This is a genomic window from Betaproteobacteria bacterium (genome assembly GCA_009693245.1).
Classification (GTDB): Bacteria; Pseudomonadota; Gammaproteobacteria; order Burkholderiales; family SHXO01; genus SHXO01.
In genome coordinates this window covers 21,030-38,664 of record SHXO01000020.1, presented here as the reverse complement: position 1 = coordinate 38,664, position 17,635 = coordinate 21,030, and the positions used below count along the sequence as shown (strand labels likewise).

Annotated in this window: 19 protein-coding genes and 1 tRNA gene; 2 read left to right on the top strand and 18 right to left on the bottom strand. The window is 59.4% G+C overall.

The features are described from left to right. The 5 genes from EXR36_05255 to EXR36_05235 form a co-directional block, all read right to left on the bottom strand. A partial coding sequence (locus EXR36_05255; GenBank protein MSQ59050.1) for an ATP-binding cassette domain-containing protein occupies positions 1-179 on the bottom strand: 179 nt, incomplete at its 3' end. Beyond that, on the bottom strand, positions 176-1,612 hold the full coding sequence (gene sufB, locus EXR36_05250) for a Fe-S cluster assembly protein SufB (protein MSQ59049.1): 1,437 nt from the start codon (positions 1,610-1,612) through the stop codon (positions 176-178). The genes sufB and EXR36_05255, both read right to left, overlap by 4 nt. A gap of 6 nt (positions 1,613-1,618) precedes the next feature. Next, a complete protein-coding gene (locus EXR36_05245; GenBank protein ID MSQ59048.1) occupies positions 1,619-1,942 on the bottom strand; it encodes an iron-sulfur cluster assembly accessory protein in 324 nt (107 codons plus the stop codon). Positions 1,943-1,975: 33 nt separating this feature from the next. Beyond that, on the bottom strand, positions 1,976-2,455 hold the full coding sequence (iscR, locus tag EXR36_05240; protein ID MSQ59047.1) for a Fe-S cluster assembly transcriptional regulator IscR: 480 nt from the start codon (positions 2,453-2,455) through the stop codon (positions 1,976-1,978). A 63-nt stretch (positions 2,456-2,518) separates the two neighbouring features. Next, the gene (locus EXR36_05235) at positions 2,519-3,274 is read right to left on the bottom strand and encodes an RNA methyltransferase (protein MSQ59046.1); all 756 of its coding nucleotides are present in this window, start codon (positions 3,272-3,274) and stop codon (positions 2,519-2,521) included. A gap of 129 nt (positions 3,275-3,403) precedes the next feature. Between EXR36_05235 and EXR36_05230 the strand changes: the two genes are divergently transcribed. Then, entirely contained in the window at positions 3,404-4,192 is a 789-nt protein-coding gene (locus EXR36_05230; protein ID MSQ59045.1) for an inositol monophosphatase, read from the top strand. Here EXR36_05230 and EXR36_05225 read toward each other — a convergent pair. After that, positions 4,189-5,592, bottom strand: a complete 1,404-nt coding sequence (locus EXR36_05225; GenBank protein ID MSQ59044.1) for a response regulator — start codon at positions 5,590-5,592, stop codon at positions 4,189-4,191. The genes EXR36_05230 and EXR36_05225 overlap by 4 nt on opposite strands. 254 nt (positions 5,593-5,846) lie before the next feature. Here EXR36_05225 and mutS point away from each other — a divergent pair, with 254 nt between their 5' ends. Further along, positions 5,847-8,390, top strand: coding sequence for a DNA mismatch repair protein MutS (gene mutS / locus EXR36_05220; GenBank protein ID MSQ59043.1), 2,544 nt, complete (start codon positions 5,847-5,849; stop codon positions 8,388-8,390). Positions 8,391-8,402: 12 nt separating this feature from the next. Here mutS and mltB read toward each other — a convergent pair whose 3' ends face one another. The 12 genes from mltB to EXR36_05160 form a co-directional block, all read right to left on the bottom strand. Continuing rightward, positions 8,403-9,440 carry a lytic murein transglycosylase B gene (mltB, locus tag EXR36_05215; protein MSQ59042.1) on the bottom strand — a complete coding sequence of 346 codons (1,038 nt, stop codon included), beginning with the start codon at positions 9,438-9,440 and terminating at the stop codon, positions 8,403-8,405. Continuing rightward, positions 9,437-10,621: a c-type cytochrome biogenesis protein CcmI gene (gene ccmI / locus EXR36_05210; protein MSQ59041.1), complete on the bottom strand. Its 1,185-nt coding sequence runs from the start codon at positions 10,619-10,621 to the stop codon at positions 9,437-9,439. The genes mltB and ccmI overlap by 4 nt, the downstream gene beginning before the upstream one ends. Next, positions 10,618-11,076, bottom strand: coding sequence for a cytochrome c-type biogenesis protein CcmH (locus EXR36_05205; GenBank protein ID MSQ59040.1), 459 nt, complete (start codon positions 11,074-11,076; stop codon positions 10,618-10,620). Before EXR36_05205 ends, ccmI begins: the two co-directional genes overlap by 4 nt. Continuing rightward, the gene (locus EXR36_05200) at positions 11,076-11,603 is read right to left on the bottom strand and encodes a DsbE family thiol:disulfide interchange protein (GenBank protein MSQ59039.1); all 528 of its coding nucleotides are present in this window, start codon (positions 11,601-11,603) and stop codon (positions 11,076-11,078) included. Before EXR36_05200 ends, EXR36_05205 begins: the two co-directional genes overlap by 1 nt. Beyond that, on the bottom strand, positions 11,600-13,597 hold the full coding sequence (locus tag EXR36_05195) for a heme lyase CcmF/NrfE family subunit (protein MSQ59038.1): 1,998 nt from the start codon (positions 13,595-13,597) through the stop codon (positions 11,600-11,602). Before EXR36_05195 ends, EXR36_05200 begins: the two co-directional genes overlap by 4 nt. Continuing rightward, positions 13,594-14,076 carry a cytochrome c maturation protein CcmE gene (ccmE, locus tag EXR36_05190; GenBank protein MSQ59037.1) on the bottom strand — a complete coding sequence of 161 codons (483 nt, stop codon included), beginning with the start codon at positions 14,074-14,076 and terminating at the stop codon, positions 13,594-13,596. The genes EXR36_05195 and ccmE overlap by 4 nt, the downstream gene beginning before the upstream one ends. Continuing rightward, on the bottom strand, positions 14,073-14,246 hold the full coding sequence (gene ccmD / locus EXR36_05185; protein ID MSQ59036.1) for a heme exporter protein CcmD: 174 nt from the start codon (positions 14,244-14,246) through the stop codon (positions 14,073-14,075). The genes ccmE and ccmD overlap by 4 nt, the downstream gene beginning before the upstream one ends. After that, on the bottom strand, positions 14,243-14,995 hold the full coding sequence (locus EXR36_05180; GenBank protein ID MSQ59035.1) for a heme ABC transporter permease: 753 nt from the start codon (positions 14,993-14,995) through the stop codon (positions 14,243-14,245). Before EXR36_05180 ends, ccmD begins: the two co-directional genes overlap by 4 nt. Positions 14,996-15,013: 18 nt before the next feature. Beyond that, complete coding sequence (ccmB, locus tag EXR36_05175; GenBank protein ID MSQ59034.1) at positions 15,014-15,679, bottom strand: heme exporter protein CcmB; 666 nt, start codon at positions 15,677-15,679, stop codon at positions 15,014-15,016. After that, entirely contained in the window at positions 15,676-16,314 is a 639-nt protein-coding gene (gene ccmA, locus EXR36_05170) for a cytochrome c biogenesis heme-transporting ATPase CcmA (GenBank protein MSQ59033.1), read from the bottom strand. Before ccmA ends, ccmB begins: the two co-directional genes overlap by 4 nt. 29 nt (positions 16,315-16,343) lie before the next feature. After that, complete coding sequence (gene tal / locus EXR36_05165) at positions 16,344-17,444, bottom strand: transaldolase (GenBank protein ID MSQ59032.1); 1,101 nt, start codon at positions 17,442-17,444, stop codon at positions 16,344-16,346. Between the two features lie 65 nt (positions 17,445-17,509). Continuing rightward, positions 17,510-17,601 (bottom strand) — tRNA-Ser (locus EXR36_05160). Positions 17,602-17,635: the final 34 nt, after the last annotated feature.

Genomic DNA, 17,635 nt, shown 5'->3' with positions numbered 1-17,635 from the left:
GAAGGATGCCCCGCCAGAACCTTGGAGAACGTGCTCTTGCCCGAGCCGTTCGGCCCCATGATGGCGTGCACTTCCCCAGCCTTCACGGTGATATCGATACCCTTGAGAATGGACACACCCGCGACGGACGCGGCCAATCCGCGCACTTCGAGCAAGGTGCTCGCGCTTATTGCGATCATCCAACACTTCCTTCTAGCTTGAGGCCCAGCAGCTTGGTAGCCTCCACGGCGAATTCCATGGGCAACTGTGTGAACACGTCCTTGCAAAAACCGTTGATGATCATGGACACGGCTTCCTCGGTGCCGATGCCGCGGCTCGCGAAATAGAACAATTGGTCCTCCCCGATCTTGGATGTGGTGGCCTCGTGTTCCACGGTGGCCGTTTTGTTCTGCACATCGATATATGGAAAGGTGCTGGCGGCGCAAGCTTGGCCGATCAACATGGAATCGCACTGAGAGTAATTGCGCGCACCCGCGGCCTTGGGACTGATCTTTACCAAGCCGCGGTAGCTGTTGATCGATTTCCCCGCCGATATGCCCTTGCTGATGATGGTGCTCTTGGTATTGCGGCCGATGTGGACCATCTTGGTCCCAGTGTCGGCTTGCTGGTGATGATTGGTGAGCGCCACGGAGTAAAACTCTCCGGTGGACTCATCGCCTTGGAGCACGCACGAGGGGTATTTCCAGGTGATGGCGGAGCCGGTTTCCACCTGCGTCCAGGAGATCTTGGAGCGCACGCCTTTACATAAGCCGCGCTTGGTGACGAAGTTGTAGATGCCTCCCACGCCGTCCTTGTCGCCCGCATACCAATTCTGCACCGTGGAGTACTTGATCTCGGCATTGTCCAACGCCACCAGTTCCACCACGGCGGCATGCAGTTGGTTGGTATCGAACTTAGGCGCCGTGCAACCTTCGAGATAGGACACGTGGCTGCCCTCCTCCGCCACGATCAAGGTGCGCTCGAACTGCCCGGAATCCTGCGTATTGATCCGGAAATACGTGGACAACTCCATGGGGCAGCGCACGCCCTTTGGGATGAAGCAGAAGGAACCGTCGGTGAATACCGCCGAATTGAGCGCCGCATAGAAATTGTCCCCAGCCGGAACCACGCTGCCCAGATATTTCTTGATAAGCTCCGAATGGTCCTTCACCGCCTCGGAAAAAGAACAAAAAATCACCCCCACTTCGGCGAGCTTTTTCTTGTAAGTGGTGGTCACCGATACGCTGTCGAAGATGACGTCCACCGCCACGCCAGCCAAGGCTTGCCGCTCGTGCATCGGCACGCCCAGCTTCTCGAAAGTGCGCAGTAACTCCGGATCGACCTCATCCATGGAATTGAGCTTCTTCTTGGGCTTGGGCGCGGCGTAGTAGCTGATGTCTTGAAAATCGATCTTCGGGTACTTCACGTTGGGCCAGACCGGCTCGGTCATGGTCAGCCAGTGCCGGTAAGCCTTGAGGCGAAATTCCAGGAGCCATTCAGGCTCTTCCTTCTTCATGGAAATCAGCCGTATCACGTCCTCGTTCAGACCCTTGGGCACGACATCGGATTCGATGTCGGTGATAAAACCGTGCTTATAGGGCTGGTTGACGAGGTTTTCGAGTACGGCGCTCATGGGAATCTATACATTGAAACTCTCGCCGCACCCGCATTGGCTCTTGGCGTTGGGGTTGTCGAACTTGAAGGATTCCTTGAGTCCTTCCCTGACGAAATCCAGGGTCGAGCCGTCGATCACCTTCAAGGCCTCGCCATCCACCACGACTTTCACTTCGTGGGCCTCGAACAACTGGTCGCCATCGCCGATGTCGTCGGCGTAGTCGAAGGTATAGGCCAATCCCGAGCATCCCACCTTCTTGATACCCAAGCGCAGCCCCAAGCCTTTACCGCGCTTTTCCAAGGACCGCTTGATCTGCTTCGCTGCTCGCTCAGTTAGTTGAATCGCCACTGTTTACTCCAGACTTCAAAATTGCCTCCCTGCCTAAACTCTAGCCGTCACACCTTCTCGCCGGTGGAGCCGGTGATCCTTGATTTCGACGACGCCTTGCTTGGCGTTCTTCTGCTTCGCCACCAATTGCCCGATACTGACGGAACCCAGGTAGTCGAATATCTTATGATTCAATGACATCCACAAATCGTGGGTCAGACACTTGCCGTTGTCATCCTTGCAATTCTCCTGGCCCGCGCACCCGGTGGTGTCGATGGGTTCGTCCACGGCCAAGATAATTTCGGCCACGGAAATTTCCTCAACACCCTTACCCAGACGGTATCCCCCTCCTGGCCCCCGAACACTACTCACCAAACCCTCTCGCCGCAGGCGCCCGAAGAGCTGCTCCAGATAAGACAACGATATTTTCTGGCGCTCGGAAATGGAGGCCAGGGACACGGGGCCCGTGCCCTCTCGCATCGCCAAATCCATCATTGCGGTGACGGCAAACCTGCCTTTGGTCGTAAGTCTCATGCTCTCGCCCTCGAAGGAATCCCCGACTAATTTCCTCAACTTTACAATACCCGGGCGTTTCGATCAATCTTTACGTGACAAGTTCAGGGCCTCAGGCCTCAGATTCTTCTGAATTTCGGTGAGTACCCCCCGCAGAATACGCACTTCCTTCTTCTCCATGCGAGCGCGGGCGAATAAGCGGCGTAGGCGCAACATGATCTTCTTGGGATGATGGTCGTTGAGGAATTGCACTTGATATAAGACGTCCTCCAAGTGAGACAAGAAATGCTCGGTCTCTTCATGGGATGCTGGTAGATCGGTGATTCGTTGGCCGGCAGGCTTCGCCACCGCCTGGTAGATTTCGTATGCAAACACCTGCACCGCAGCCGCCAGATTCAAAGACGAGAAATCAGGGCTCGAGGGGATGACCGCCAGCACATTGCAGCGGCTTACCTCCTCCGTGGTCAGCCCCCACTTCTCCGTCCCCATGACGAGAGCGACCTCGCCACGCGCCGCCTCCACGGCGATTCTGTGGCCCGCTTCGCGAGCGCTCAACTGTTCGTGTGCGAGCCCGCGTACTCTAGCCGTACTGGCCACGGCGAAAACCGTCCCCGTGAGGGCCTCGTCCAGGGACTGGCAGACCCGCGCGCGCTCCAGGATGTCCGTGGAGTGCGCCGCCAAAGCCGTTGCTTCCGGATGCGGGAATTTCAGTGGATTCACCAGATAGAGCCGCGACAAGCCCATGGTCTTCATGGCGCGCGCCGCCGCGCCGATGTTCCTGGGGTGGCTCGGATGAGATAGCACCACGCGCACACGCCCGAGGAGCGCGTGCGGGCTCATAACGCCAAGATCTAGGGACACGGAATCATTAACGGCGAAGGGTGGGACATCGATCGGTACGTGAAGCAGGCTAGAATGCTGGGTTCCCTTTTTCCGCAAGAGAACATTCACATGTCCACTCTTCATCCCATGGTCAGCATCGCGGTAAAGGCCGCCCGCAATGCAGGCCGGGTGATCAGCCGCGGGGCTCAAAATCTGGACGCCCTGACAGTCCGGCACAAGAGCTTGAACGATTTGGTATCCGAGGTCGATCGCGCCGCCGAGGAAGCCATCATCGAGACGCTGCATGCGAGCTATCCGGACCACGCGATTCTAGCAGAGGAGAGTGGTGCCACCGGCAAATCGGACTATCTTTGGATCATCGACCCCCTCGATGGCACCACTAATTTCTTGCATGGATTCGAGCAGTATGCGGTATCCATCGGACTGGCCTACAAGGGCGTGCTGACGCACGCCGTGATCTACGATCCATGCCGCAATGATTTGTACACCGCGACGCGCGGACGCGGCGCATTCTTGAACGACCGGCGCCTACGGGTCTCCAAACGCGACAAACTCATCGACGGGTTGATCGGCACGGGATTTCCCTTCCGCATGTTCGAGCACATCGACGCCTATGGCGCGATGCTCAAGGATCTCATGCAAAAGACCGCCGGTATACGCCGCCCAGGGGCCGCGGCCCTCGATCTTGCAAACGTGGCCGCCGGGCGGTTGGACGGGGTTTTCGAGATCGGGCTAGCTCCCTGGGATATGGCGGCGGGCGCCCTGCTCATCACCGAATCCGGCGGATTGGTGGGCGATCTGGAAGGCGGCAATGGATTCATGCAATCCGGGCGAATTATCGCCGGGTCACCGAAGATTTATGAACAATTGGTTGCGGCCTTAAAGCCGCATATCACGGCTGCGCTTAGGGGCTAGTGTCTTGGAGATGCGAGTCTGCCGCGCAAAGATCGCAGTCCATCCTTAATCCAGCGTGCGATCGTGGATTCGACGGCCTGCCGGGATTCGTGCACCGAGTGTTTGTCAAGTAATTCGGGAGTCGCGCGATACGCCTCGTGTTGCGCGATGGCCGAGCGCACATACTGTTCCATGAGACCGAAGTTCACCGGCTTGTTGAGAAAGCGGTAGATCTGCGCCGAGCTGATGAATTGAATCACGTATTCGGAATCCGAAGCCGAAGTGAGCGCGATCACCAGTATCTCGGGGCGTTCTCGCTTTAGCACATTCAGGAACACGAGGTAATTGTCCAAACCGCTATCGACATCGGCGATTACCACGGCGGTCTCGCGTTTCTGCAATACGCTCAAGGCATCGGTGATACCTCTCGCGTACACCACCTCCGCCGCGCCTTCGAGAAAACCCACGATCTCGTTGTAGGTCTCGCGCGACTCGTCGATCACCAGCACCGCATCGGGGGTGATGGGGGGCGGCAACTCGGCGGTAATGCCGCGCTTGAGCAGCCGGTTACCGATGCTGGCGGCCTCGGCCACCACCTCCAGAATCTCCTGGGTATCCCAAGGTTTGCTGATGAACCGGTAGACCTCGCCCTCGTTAATGGAGCCCACCATGGAGGCGAGATCGGAATACCAGGTCAGAAGGATGCGCACCGAGGCCGGCGAAATATCTCTTACCTTGCGTAGGAATTCCACGCCTAGCATTCCCGGCATTCTCTGGTCGCTCACCACCACGGGAAAGCTGGAACTTTCGACGAGCGCCAGCGCCTCGAGCGGTTGCGCGCAGGTCACCACCTGGTAATGCACCCTGAATACAGAACGCAGCGCCGTGAGGATGCGCTCTTCATCATCCACAAAGAGGATGCGCGCGCGCGCATCGTCCAACCTTTCCCACGCCACCGGATGGTCAAGGGTCGGTTCGATTCTGAGCGCCTTTGCCGCCGGGGGAATGACAGCCTGGCCGCGGCTGGCTGGACCCCGCTGGAGCGTGGTGGAAAGCCGCCGGGCCGCGCTCAAGCGGTTGCCCCCGGCACTAGCGCGCCCCAGCGAGGCGGAAGGATCGATGGACAGCGCCTGCGGATCGCCAATAACCGGTGCTTGCTGGGAGACCTCACGCGCACGCCCGGGGCCCGAATGGCGGCGCAACACGGTGTCGATCATCTGCAAGAATTCACGCGCCGATTGAAAGCGCTCCTGGTAGTCCTTGGCAAGGGCGCTTAGCGCTACCGCGTCGAGCTCCTTGGGGAGTTGAGTGTTGATGACCGAAGGGTTGAGTGGCTCCTCCAACAGCACCCGGTGCATCACCGGGGCACTGGTCGTACCGGGGAAAGGTTTTTCGCCCGTTAGAAGCTCGTAGAAAATCACGCCGGCCGAGAAAATGTCCGTGCGCCAGTCCGCATGCTGCCCCCGGTATTGTTACGGCGACATGTAATATCTCGTATCAATTCACTCCCGGGCACAGCATCCCCCTCAAGGATACATCACGGACACTGAAAATGAACACGAACAAGCTTGAGGTAAGCCCCTATTATCGGGAAAATGCTCGCCCCCAGCCACCCTCTATCGATTGCCGGCTCTTCCCGGTAACCCGGTCTTCCCCCTCCAGCAAGACAACACGAATGACGCCCACGCATACTCCCATGATGCAGCAGTACTTGAGCATCAAGGCTCGGTACCCCGGAATGTTGCTGTTCTACCGCATGGGGGATTTTTACGAATTGTTTCACGAGGACGCCGAACGAGCGTCCCGTCTCTTGGACATCACCCTCACCTCGCGCGGACAATCGGCTGGTAGCCCAATCAAGATGGCGGGCGTCCCTTATCATGCCGCGGATCAATACCTCGCCAAACTGGTGAGACTGGGCGAGTCCGTTGCCATCTGCGAGCAAATAGGCGATCCGGGCACGTCCAAGGGCCCCGTCGAGCGGCAAGTCACCCGTGTGATTACGCCTGGAACATTGGTGGATGCGAGCCTCTTGGACGAGCGCCAAGATAATCTTCTGGCCGCCGTCGCGCTTTCGCCTGACCGGGCGGGAATTGCGTGGATAGGATTCGCCTCGGGAGAGTTCCGGGTATTCGAAATTTCAAGAAGCAGGCTTGCGCCGGAACTGGAGCGGCTGCGCCCGGCCGAACTGCTCATGCCCGACGACTCGCAAGAACTCGCCATCGCTACGGCGGCACAAAAGAGCTTGGCCGCTTGGAAATTCGACCCTGACCGAGCACAACGCGTCCTTTGCGAGCATTTCGGCACGCGCGACCTTGCGGGCTTCGGCGTGGAGGGGTTGAACCTTGCCCTGGGCGCGGCAGGTGCATTGTTCGAATATTGCAAGAGTACGCAAACGCAATCGCTCGCCCACATACGCACCATCGCGCGGGAACCCTCCGATCAATATGTACGGCTCGATGCGCAGACCCGCCGCAATCTCGAAATTTCCGAGACCCTGCGCGGAGAAAATGCGCCAACGTTGTTTTCCTTGCTAGACGACTGCGCCTCCAGCATGGGTAGCCGAACCTTGCGGCGGTGGTTGCATCATCCACTGCGCGACCGCACCGAGATCGAAGCCAGGCTAGAAGCGGTGGAGACGCTGTGCCACGGCGGAATGCCGGGCGGCCCCGCGACGCTGCGGCGCCATCTGGCTCAATGCGCCGACGTGGAACGCATAGCCACGCGTATCGCGCTAAGGTCTGCCCGGCCCAAGGAACTCGCCGCGCTGCGAGAAACCTTGCATCAGCTTCACTCCCTTCGCGATCCCTTGGATTCATTCGGTAGCACGCGGTTACAGGAATTGGGCAACCAACTGGAACCAAGGCCCCAGGTGCTTGCTCTCTTGACTCGCGCTCTAAGGCCCGAACCTGGTGCCGTAGTACGAGAGGGTGGCGTGATCGCCGATGGATTCGATGCGGAGCTGGACGAACTGCGAGCCATTCAAAACGATTGCGGTGCCTTCTTGCTGGATCTCGAATCGCGCGAGCGCCAGCGCTCCGGAATCGCCAATCTCAAGGTCGAATATAACCGGGTGCACGGTTTTTACATCGAGGTGAGCCGCGCGCGGTCCGAGAGCGTACCGGCGGACTACAGGAGACGCCAAACCCTTAAGAACGCCGAGCGCTACATCACCCCGGAACTCAAAAGCTTCGAAGATAAAGCGCTCTCGGCGCAAGACCGCGCGCTGGCGAGAGAGAAATATCTTTACGACGTGCTACTGGAGGACCTCACAGCCGAAATTCCATGGTTTCAGCAAGTAGCACGAGCGCTCGCCGAATTGGATGTGCTGGTTTGTTTCGCCAGGCGCGCCGAGGCGCTCGGTCTATCCCGCCCAACCTTCTCGAACCTGGACGAGATCATCGTCGAGGCGGGCCGGCATCCCGTGGTGGAACAGCAGGCCGGCGAGTTCGTTCCCAATGATGTACGCCTTGGCCACCGCCGAAAACTTCTCTTGGTCACCGGTCCCAACATGGGCGGTAAATCCACCTACATGCGGCAACTGGCCCTCATCGCCTTGCTCGCCCATTGCGGTTCTTTCGTCCCCGCGAAGCGCGCGCAATTGGGGCCCTTGGACGCCATCTTCACCCGCATCGGCGCCTCGGACGATTTGGCCGGGGGCCGCTCCACCTTCATGGTCGAGATGACCGAGGCGGCGGAAATTCTGCATAACGCCACATCCCGCAGCTTGGTGCTGATGGACGAAGTGGGCCGCGGTACGTCCACCTTCGATGGGTTATCGCTGGCTTGGGCGATCGCCGTGCATTTGGTGGAAAAGAATCGCGCCTACACATTATTCGCCACGCATTACTTCGAGTTGATCCAATTGGCGCAACTCCACGAAGACGTGGCCAACGTGCATGTGCACGCCGTGGAGCACAAGGACCGTATCGTGTTCCTGCACAGCGTGCAAGAAGGCCCCGCGAACCAAAGTTATGGCATTCAAGTGGCGCAACTGGCCGGCATTCCCGTTGCCGCCATTCGCGGCGCAAAGCGCAAACTCGCGGAACTTGAATCGAGAAGCGCCGTGGCCCACCAGCAAGGAGATCTGTTCGCGGCCCCGGCCCCCGTGGCGCCGCGCGATGCCCTCGGGGAAATGCTCGAAGGCATCGATCCGGACGCGCTTTCGCCACGCGAAGCGCTGGAGGCGCTCTACCGCCTCAAGAAAGCAAGGGACTAACGATACAACGGACTAGCGAGGCGCGAGGCGAGCGCCTGGCTTGCCGGACAGTTCCTGTCCCGCTAGCGCGAGACGCTCGCGTTCTCGCGCGATCTCCAGGGACAACTGGTGGACGGACATGGCGTAATTGCGGCTACGGTTGTACTGCAATATCGTGTTGAAGTTATTGAGTCCCAGCCAGTAATCCTGCCCCTCGGGAACGTCAAGGGTGAAAAGCGCGGCCTGCAAGGATTCATCCACCTCCCCCACAGGCACCACCCCTAGCTGCTTGAGTTCGTATATGGAGGTATGCGGCTTAAGGCCCAGGGCGAGAAGCGCCTGTGCGTCGGAACCCTCGAAACGCGCTGGAATGGCGACGGGCTCGCCGTCTCGCCAGCCGAATTGGTTCATGTAATTCGCCACGCTACCAATCACGTCGGAAACCTCGGTCCACAAATCCACCTTATCGTTCTCGCTGAAATCGATGGCGTACTTGCGGTAGCTGCTGGGCATGAATTGCGGCAGACCCATGGCTCCGGCGTAGGAACCCTTTATCGCGCGCGGATCCCAGGCTTTCTCGCGCGCGAGCAACAAAAATTCTTCCATCTCGCTCTTGAAGTACTCGTTACGGCCGGGCAACTCGAACCCCAGCGTGTAGAGTGCGTCCAGTACCCGGTGAGTCCCCACCTGCTTGCCGTACCGGGTCTCGATACCGATAATGGAGACAATAAGGGCCTCGGGTACGCGAAACGCTTCGCTCGCACGGGTAAGAGCCGCCTGGTTATCGTTCCAGAACTTGACGCCGCCCTCGATGCGTTTCTTGTCCACGAAGAGCGGACGGAACTCATGCCAAGGCTTGGCCGTGGCCGGTGCCGAGACGGCCTTGACGATGCGAGCCGTGGATTTCAAGTTGGCGAATAGCTCGCGCAACGACTGGGCGTCCATGCCATGCCGTTCCACCATGTTGGCGATGAAAAATTCCACGTCCGCGCGCAGAGGCGAAGGCGATTGCGCGAGCCCCAAGGAAGATAATCCGAATGCCGCCAGGGCAATCCGCGCACGCCACTTCATTTCACCACCTCGTTAATCGTCAGAACCACGCCGCTGGCGCCCAGCTTCAGCGGTGCGCTCAGGGCCTGCAAATCTCCTTGGTGCGGACTTGCGTCTCCCGACTTGGAAATACGTGCGCCCACCACGATACTGGGCAAGCTACCGAGCCGCACCGAGGGATTCACCGCGTAGGTGTCGTCCAAGCGAAAGGAGATGGGAAGTTCGCGCGCTTGCCTGCGCATGGCCGCCACCGGCATGCCGGGACCCTCCTCACCACGCGCGAATATAAACACCGTGTCGGCCGGGTCGATGCTGCCGGCCAGTCCGGCATCTAGTTGCACCCGGCCCGTAATAGCTTGAGCCGGTGTATTGGCCACCGTGCGCAGGCGGCTCGCCTCCGCGATACCAGCCAGCAGCGCTTTTTGTAGCTCCGGATCGTGTTTCAGTTGCTTGAAAAGTTTCTGCCAATGGGCAACGGCCCCGGAGTAATTCTTCTTTTCGAAAGCCAGTGCACCTGCCATGGTGAGTCCCTTCGCGTGATTGGGTGCAACGCTCAACGCGCGCTGAATGGCCTGCTCGGGTTTTCCCGCGAAACTGCCGCCTTGCGCCATCGCCAGCACTTCCGCGTACTCCGTGAGCATGTCGGGATCATCGGGTTTGAGGGCAATGCCTTTTTCCAGGGCAGCGGCGGCGTCCTTGATGCGGTCCTGTACCTTGTAGGCCTTGGCGAGCATCAACCACGCGCGGGCATCGGAAGGATCTTGCCGCAGCCGCTCGGCCAATTTTTCGGTCATCTCGGAAAAGTGTTCCGGAGTCATGGCCGAGGAATCGGCGGCCGCCTGCTTGGGCGTACCGATGGCCTGGGGATGGCCGAGCATCCAGTACAACGCCAAAGCCGCAAGAGGCAAGACCACGAATAGGGTTGCGGCCAGCGCACGCGATGCCGTGGGGTTTGCGTGGTGCGCGCTCTGCGCGGTTTCTTGCAACGCCCTCCTCTCCAATTCCTCGCGGGCAGCTGCGTAGCGAGCCTGCGTAAGGGTACCCTGCGCCAAATCCGTACTGAGTTCTTCCAGTTGGTCGCGATAGACAGAGGCGATTGAGCCCACAGGCTCTATTGGCAACGGGTGCCGCCACAGCGGGCGCGCGATCCAAACCCCCATTCCTAGGGCGAGTATGACCGCGACTGTCCAAAACATCGTCACGGGCCGCTCTGCTTGCTGGCGGTGCCCGTGTCCAGCAGTTCGCGCGCGCGCACCCGTTGCTCCTCGGTTAATGCGGGTTCCTCCTGCGCCGCGCGGCGGCGTTTGATGTAGGCGAACATGGCGCCCGCACCCGCCAGCAAGAGCAAGAAGGGTCCCGCCCAAAGCAGATAGGTCGTGTTCTTCAACATGGGGCGGTACAAGACAAAATCACCGTAGCGCCGCACCAGATAATCCTTGATCTGCTCGTCAGTTTTACCGGCTACGATCTGTGCCCTCACTTCATTGCGCAAATCGATGGCGAGATCCGCGTTGGAATCCGCCAACGACTGGTTTTGGCACACCAAGCAGCGCAGCTCCGCGGACAATACCTTGAGGCGGTGTTCGGTTTGAGCATCGTCCGAGCGCACCTGGAAGGCCGCCCCCAGCATCAGTAGCCCTAGCAATACGCGCATCATCAACTACCCTGCAGTCGTTTGACCAGAGGAACGATCTGGTCTCTTAACACCGTGCGATCCACCGGGCCTATTTGCTTGAAGCGAATGATGCCTTGCTGGTCGATGATGTAAGTCTCGGGTACGCCGTAGACACCGTAATCGATACCCACCTTGCCCTCGGGATCCATCAACGACGCGGTGTACGGATTGCCGTGCTTGCCCAACCACGCATCGGCCTGCGGCTTGTGGTCCTTGTAGTTAAGTCCGTAGATGGGAACCGAACCGTCCTTGGAAAATTCCACCAGCAAAGGGTGCTCCTGCAAACACGACACGCACCACGAGGCCCACACATTGAGCATCCACACTTGGCCTTGCAAGTATTTCTCGCTCACCATTTGCGCGGGGTTATCCAAGCGCTGCAAGGAGAAAGGCGGCGCGGGCTTACCGATCAGCGGGCTGGGAATTTCCCTGGGGTTGAGTGCGAGGCCTTTATACAAGAACGCCGCCACAACCAAGAAAATCGCCAGAGGCAATCCAAAGCGCATCATGCCGTGGCCTCCGCCGTGGCGGCCCGAGGAGTGCTCTCGTGAGTCTGCGCTTTCCTCTCCAAGCGGTAACGCCGGTCTGTGATCGCGATGACGCCTCCTAGCGCCATGAGGAAAGCTCCGCCCCAGATCCAGTCGATGAATGGTTTGTGGTAGATGCGCACGATCCAGCTATCCTTGCTAAGCGCTTCGCCCAAGGAAACATAAAGGTCGCGGGTGAAACCGGTATCGATGGCAGCCTCGGTCATGGGCATCTGCTGCACAGGATAAAATCGCTTCTCCGGATGCAAGGTCTGCGTGAGCTTGCCGTTACGCGACACCTCCATGGTGCCGCGCACGGATTCGTAGTTGGGACCCTGGTAGTTCTCCAGTTGCGCAAGTTTGAAACTGTAACCACCGAGCGCGACGCTATCGCCAATGTTCATGCGCACGTCTTGCTCCGTCTCGTAGCCGCGCACGCAGGTCACACCGATGATGAACACGCCCACGCCAAAGTGCGCTGTCAGCATCCCCAAGTAACCCCGGGACAGAGAGCGGAATTGGCCGTGCCAAGGCCCGCCCGCACCTTGGGCTAGATTCTTCAAACGGGCATGCATACCGGCGAACCCCGAGGCGATAATCCACGCGGCCATGAGCATGCCCAGTCCAATAATCGGGGTCCATTTACCCATCACATAGGGCAGCGCGACAGCGCACACGGCGGCCACCGCGGCCGCCCATCTGAGTTGCACGAAGATGTCAGGCAATGCCGCTTGCTTCCACCGGGCAACCGGGCCTACGGCCATGAGAAACATGGCGGGCGCCATCAACGGCACGAAAACCGCCTCGAAATAAGGCGGCCCCACGGAAATTTTTCCCATGCCAAGCGCATCGAGGAACAAGGGGTAGAGCGTGCCTAGGAGCACGGATCCCGAAGCGGCCATTAGAAGCACATTGTTGGAAAGCAGTAGGGTTTCGCGCGAAAGCAATTCGAATTTACCTCCCAAACCCACCTTGGGTGCACGCCACGCAAACAGCGCCAGGGAACCGCCGATCACTATCACCAGAAAGCTCAAGATGAACACGCCGCGCTTGGGGTCCGTTGCGAAAGCGTGTACCGAGGTCAGCACACCCGAGCGCACTAGAAACGTTCCCAGGAGACTCAAGGAGAAGGCGATGATGGCCAGCAGCACCGTCCAGATCTTGAATCCGCCACTCTTCTCCGTGACCATGAGGGAGTGGATGAGCGCCGTGCCCACCAACCAGGGCATGAAAGAAGCGTTTTCCACTGGATCCCAGAACCACCAGCCGCCCCATCCCAATTCGTAATAAGCCCACCAGCTGCCCAGCGCAATACCGACGGTGAGGAAGGACCAGGCCGCCGTGGTCCATGGACGCGACCATCGCGCCCAGGCAGCGTCCAATTGCCCGCCTATCAAAGCTGCGATGGCGAAAGCGAAGACCACCGAGAATCCCACGTAACCCATGTATAGCATGGGCGGGTGGATGACCATGCCGGGATCTTGCAAGAGCGGGTTGAGATCGCGTCCGTCTGACGGAGGAGAAAGCAGGCGCTCGAAGGGATTCGAGGTGAGTAGAAGGAAACACAAAAAGCCGATGCTGAGCATGCCCATGACGGAAAGTATGCGCGCGAGCACCGCCTCGGGGAGGTTGCGGCTGAAGGCGCCTACCGCCACGCTCCACAAGCCAAGCATCAACACCCAAAGAAGGAGAGAGCCTTCGTGACTGCCCCAGGTGGCGGCAAATCTGTACGGAGCGGGCAGCAAGGAATTGGAGTTGGACGCCACGTTGAGCACGGAAAAGTCATTGCCCAGGAAGGAGGCGGCCAAGCAAGCGAACGCAATGGCGACAAACACGAATTGGCCCTGGGCAGACGGGCGCGCCAAGGCCATCCAGGTGGCATTACCGCGATGGGCACCGATTAGCGGCACCACGGCTTGCACGATGGCAATGCATAGGGCGAGGATCAAGCAAAAGTGACCAATCTCGGGGATCATGGTTTGGTGTATCCAGTGTAGGGTGGCGACAACGATTTCTCGCTGGTGGCGCGCGCCTTGCGGGCGCGTTCCAATGCGTCGGCGGCTTCAGGCGGCATGTAATTTTCGTCGTGTTTGGCCAGAACTTCAGAGGCGGTGAAGCGGCCATCGGTTCCCAACTGGCCTTGCGCCACCACACCCTTGCCTTCCTTGAACAGATCGGGAAGTATGCCCTTGTAGAGTACCGGTACGCGTTGCATCGTATCGGTGACCACGAATCCCACGGTCACTCCGTCCGCCTGGCGCTGCACGCTACCGGCTTCCACCAGCCCTCCGATCCGAAAGGTGCGTCCGCGGGGCGCCTCACGAGCCACGATTTGGGTGGGCGTGTAGAAAAATACGAGATTGCTGCGAAATGCCTGCAGGATGAAGCCTGCTCCCACCGCGAGCACCGCCAGCCCCGTGAGGATCCATGCCAAGCGTTTATGCCTGGATTTCACGGCTTATCCTGCCCATGTGCTCGTTTGGCGAATGCCAGGGCGGCGCGGCGCCGTCCGCGCAGTGCCGCTAGTTCGCCGGCGATAACAAACACCGTGACAAGATAGGAGCCCCAAACGTAGAGACCGTATCCGCCCATCTCGAAAAATGCGTGTGCGCTTCCCCAGTTCATGGGATTACCTCCTTGATCCACGAAGCGCTCGATTCGCGCTCCAATATCACCGCCCTCACCCGCACCAAGGACGCCGCGATGCTATATGCCCAAAAGGCCAGCGCCATGATGAGCATGCCCCAAAGCATTACCGCCGCCATGGACGATCCCTTGGTGATACTCACGGAGGCACCCTGGTGCAAGGTGTTCCACCACTTGACGGAAAAATAGATGATGGGCACGTTGATCACGCCCACCAGTGCCAGCAATGCACTGGCGCGATCGGCCTTGCGCACTTCGTCGATGGCTGCATGCAACGACATGAACCCGGCATACAAGAACAACAAGATCAACTCCGAAGTCAGGCGCGCTTCCCATGCCCACCAAGTGCCCCAAGTAGGCCGCCCCCAAAGAGACCCCGTCCATAAGGCGATGAACGTCATCAGCGCGCCTGTTGGCGCCAAGGCATTGGCCATCATGAAGGATAGCCGTGTGTTGAACACCCAGCCCACGGCACACCAGAAGGCCATGACCAGATAGATGAACATCGACATCCAGGCCGCGGGCACGTGGATGAAAATGATGCGATAGGACTCGCCTTGCTGAAAATCCGTGGGTGCCACGAAAAATCCAACGTACAAGCCGGCCCCCCCGAGGAGGAGCGCCAGCGCGAACAACGCCGGTGCCATCTTCCCCGCCAGGACATAGAAATTGCGAGGCGATGCATAACGCCAGATCCATCCGCTACGATGTTGTTCAACGATGTCCATGAATCACGAGCCGGTGCATTATTCCACCGCGATCCTTAAGGCCGCCGATACGCCCAGAGGTGCGAGGACCAAACTAATCAAAAGAAAGCCCGCCAAAAAAGAAAGATGGGGCTGCGCGCTCTGCCCCGCGGCCACCGCGGTGGCCGCGCCCGCACCGAAAATGAGCACTGGAATGCATAACGGCAACACCAGCAAGGATAGCAATGCTCCCGCACCACGCACCCCCAAAGTGAGGGCCGCCCCGATGGCGCCCAACAAGCTCAACGCAGGCGTGCCCAACAGTAGCGAACCCATCAGCACCCACAGCACGTCACTGGGCAAATCGAACTGTAACCCGAGCATTGGGGCTATCAATACCAGAGGAAGTTCCGCGACTAACCAATGAGCCAGCACCTTGGCCAGCACCAATAGCGCCAGCGGCGCCGGCGTCAATAGAATTTGCTCCAGCGTCCCATCGGCGTAATCCGCCATGAATAAACGGCCCAAGGACAGCATGGACGCGAGCAACGCCGCCACCCATATCACCCCCGGGGCGATGGTTCTCAAGGTATTGGGCTCTGGCCCGACGCCAAGTGGAAACAAACTCACCACGATAACGAAGAAAAAAAACGTCGTCAGCACATCCGCCCGGCGGCGCATGGCCAATAGTAAATCCCGCCGCAGCACCGCCGCGAAAGCACTCATCGCCCCGTTCGTTGCACGACGGGTTCGCCAGACAAATGCAAGCGCTGAAGCGGTAAGTCCGCAAACTCCACCTCCTGGTGGCTGGTGAGCAACACCGTCCCCTGCTGGCGCACGTGCTTGACGATCAAATTGGCGAGCGACACGCTGGCCGCCGTATCGAGCGCGGCGAAGGGCTCATCCAAAATCCACAGCGGCCGCGCCCCCGCCAAGGATAACCGGGCGAGCGCGACTCTGCGCTTTTGCCCTTGAGACAATACGCGCACCGGCAATCCCAAACAGGCTCCCAAGCCATGCTCGCGCAGGCAATGCGACACAGCGGCCCGGTCGCTCGCCTTGTGCAACGCAAAACTCAAATTCTCCTCGGGCGCCAAGTCGTCCTTGAGCGCGTTCAAATGCCCCTGGTAGATGAGTGCTCTTTGAAAATTCTCGCACTCCTCGCTGGTATCCGCCCCCAACCAGAGCACGGCGCCCGCCGCGGGGCGCGAAAGCCCGCATAACAAGCGCAGCAGGCTGGTCTTGCCAGATCCATTGCCACCAGATATCCAGAGCAACGATCCAGGTCCCACGCGAAAAGACAAGTCGTGGAACAACAGCCTCTCGCCGCGTATGCAGGCCAGCCCCTTGGCTTCGAGCATCCTCTACAGGGCGTTTCGTGAACAGTACTTCAGGCGGCAAGCCCTTTAGCCATGACCAGCCGCTTTTGCTTGAGATCGTGTAGCAACTTGTCGTAGGAGTCCTTGAAGGAGGCCACCCCTTCCGTTTCGAGCGCGCGCGTGATTCCTTCGAGATCTATCCCATGCTGCTTCAGCAAACTCATTTCGCTTTGCACGTTGGCCATGCCACTGGTAACGGTATCTGCCGCGACCCCATGATCCTGGAAAGCGGCCAAGGTGTCGGGGGGCAATGTATTCACCGTATCGCGCCCGATGAGAGATTCCACATACAGAACGTCGCTGTACTTCGGATTCTTGGAACTGGTACTCGCCCATAAAGGCCGTTGCGGCCGTGCCCCGCGTGCGAGTTGTTCCGCAATGACGGGATCCTTCATCAATTCCTCGAATTTCGCGTAGGCGAGTTTGGCGTTGCCGATGGCAATCTTACCTAACAAGCTGGCCGCGCCCTGGATGCCATCCAGCAATTTGTCGGTCTTGCCGTCCACCCGGCTAACAAAAAAGGACGCGACCGATGCCACTTCGCGAGGCGTGGCGCAGCGCGATAGCCCCAACGCCCAAGCGCGCACGACTTCTTCGTAGCGCTTGACCGAGAACAATAGCGTGACGTTTACGTTGATGCCATCGGCGATGAGTTGCTCGATGGCTTTGACTCCCTCGGCGGTCCCAGGCACCTTGATCATCACGTTGGGCCGCGCGACGCGCTTCCACAGATGGCGAGCGCTCTTTATCGTGCCTTGGGCGTCGAAGGCTAAATCCGGCGCCACTTCGATGCTGACATAGCCATCGGCGCCCGCGGTCCGGTCGAAGACTGGGCGCATGATGTCGGCGGCCGATTGCACATCGGCGGCGGTGAGCGCCTCGAACAATGCATATTCGTCGATGCTCGGATTCGCGTTAATCTCGCTCACAATGGAAGCATCGTAGTCCGCGCTTGCCGTGATCGCCTTGTGGAATATCGTCGGGTTGGTGGTGACCCCTGTGACCCCGGCATCCACCAAGCGCTTGAGTCCGCCCTTGGCAAGGAGATTCCGGTCGATGAAGTCCAACCAAATGGATTGCCCGAATTTCGCGAGTTCCGCTATGGTAGCCAATCGTCCTCCTGTGAGTGTATTGATCGCCGCCGGTAGTCCAAGCGACCAGACGCGCTCAACGATTCTGGCGGAGAGGGTGGGATTCGAACCCACGGTACAAGTCACCCTGTACAACAGATTTCGAGTCTGCCCCGATCGGCCACTCTGGCACCTCTCCGTGTGACGGTAGTTTACCCGACGCGGCTCAAGTG

Coding starts and splice junctions, on each gene's coding strand:
- iscR (MSQ59047.1), bottom strand. CDS start 2,455: ATGAGACTTACGACCAAAGGCAGGTTTGCCGTCACCGCAATGATGGAT.
- mltB (MSQ59042.1), bottom strand. CDS start 9,440: ATGAAGTGGCGTGCGCGGATTGCCCTGGCGGCATTCGGATTATCTTCC.
- EXR36_05235 (MSQ59046.1), bottom strand. CDS start 3,274: ATGAGCCCGCACGCGCTCCTCGGGCGTGTGCGCGTGGTGCTATCTCAT.
- ccmA (MSQ59033.1), bottom strand. CDS start 16,314: ATGCTCGAAGCCAAGGGGCTGGCCTGCATACGCGGCGAGAGGCTGTTG.
- ccmB (MSQ59034.1), bottom strand. CDS start 15,679: ATGAGTGCTTTCGCGGCGGTGCTGCGGCGGGATTTACTATTGGCCATG.
- mutS (MSQ59043.1), top strand. CDS start 5,847: ATGACGCCCACGCATACTCCCATGATGCAGCAGTACTTGAGCATCAAG.
- EXR36_05230 (MSQ59045.1), top strand. CDS start 3,404: ATGGTCAGCATCGCGGTAAAGGCCGCCCGCAATGCAGGCCGGGTGATC.
- EXR36_05180 (MSQ59035.1), bottom strand. CDS start 14,995: ATGGACATCGTTGAACAACATCGTAGCGGATGGATCTGGCGTTATGCA.
- ccmD (MSQ59036.1), bottom strand. CDS start 14,246: ATGAACTGGGGAAGCGCACACGCATTTTTCGAGATGGGCGGATACGGT.
- EXR36_05195 (MSQ59038.1), bottom strand. CDS start 13,597: ATGATCCCCGAGATTGGTCACTTTTGCTTGATCCTCGCCCTATGCATT.
- EXR36_05205 (MSQ59040.1), bottom strand. CDS start 11,076: ATGATGCGCGTATTGCTAGGGCTACTGATGCTGGGGGCGGCCTTCCAG.
- EXR36_05200 (MSQ59039.1), bottom strand. CDS start 11,603: ATGATGCGCTTTGGATTGCCTCTGGCGATTTTCTTGGTTGTGGCGGCG.
- sufB (MSQ59049.1), bottom strand. CDS start 1,612: ATGAGCGCCGTACTCGAAAACCTCGTCAACCAGCCCTATAAGCACGGT.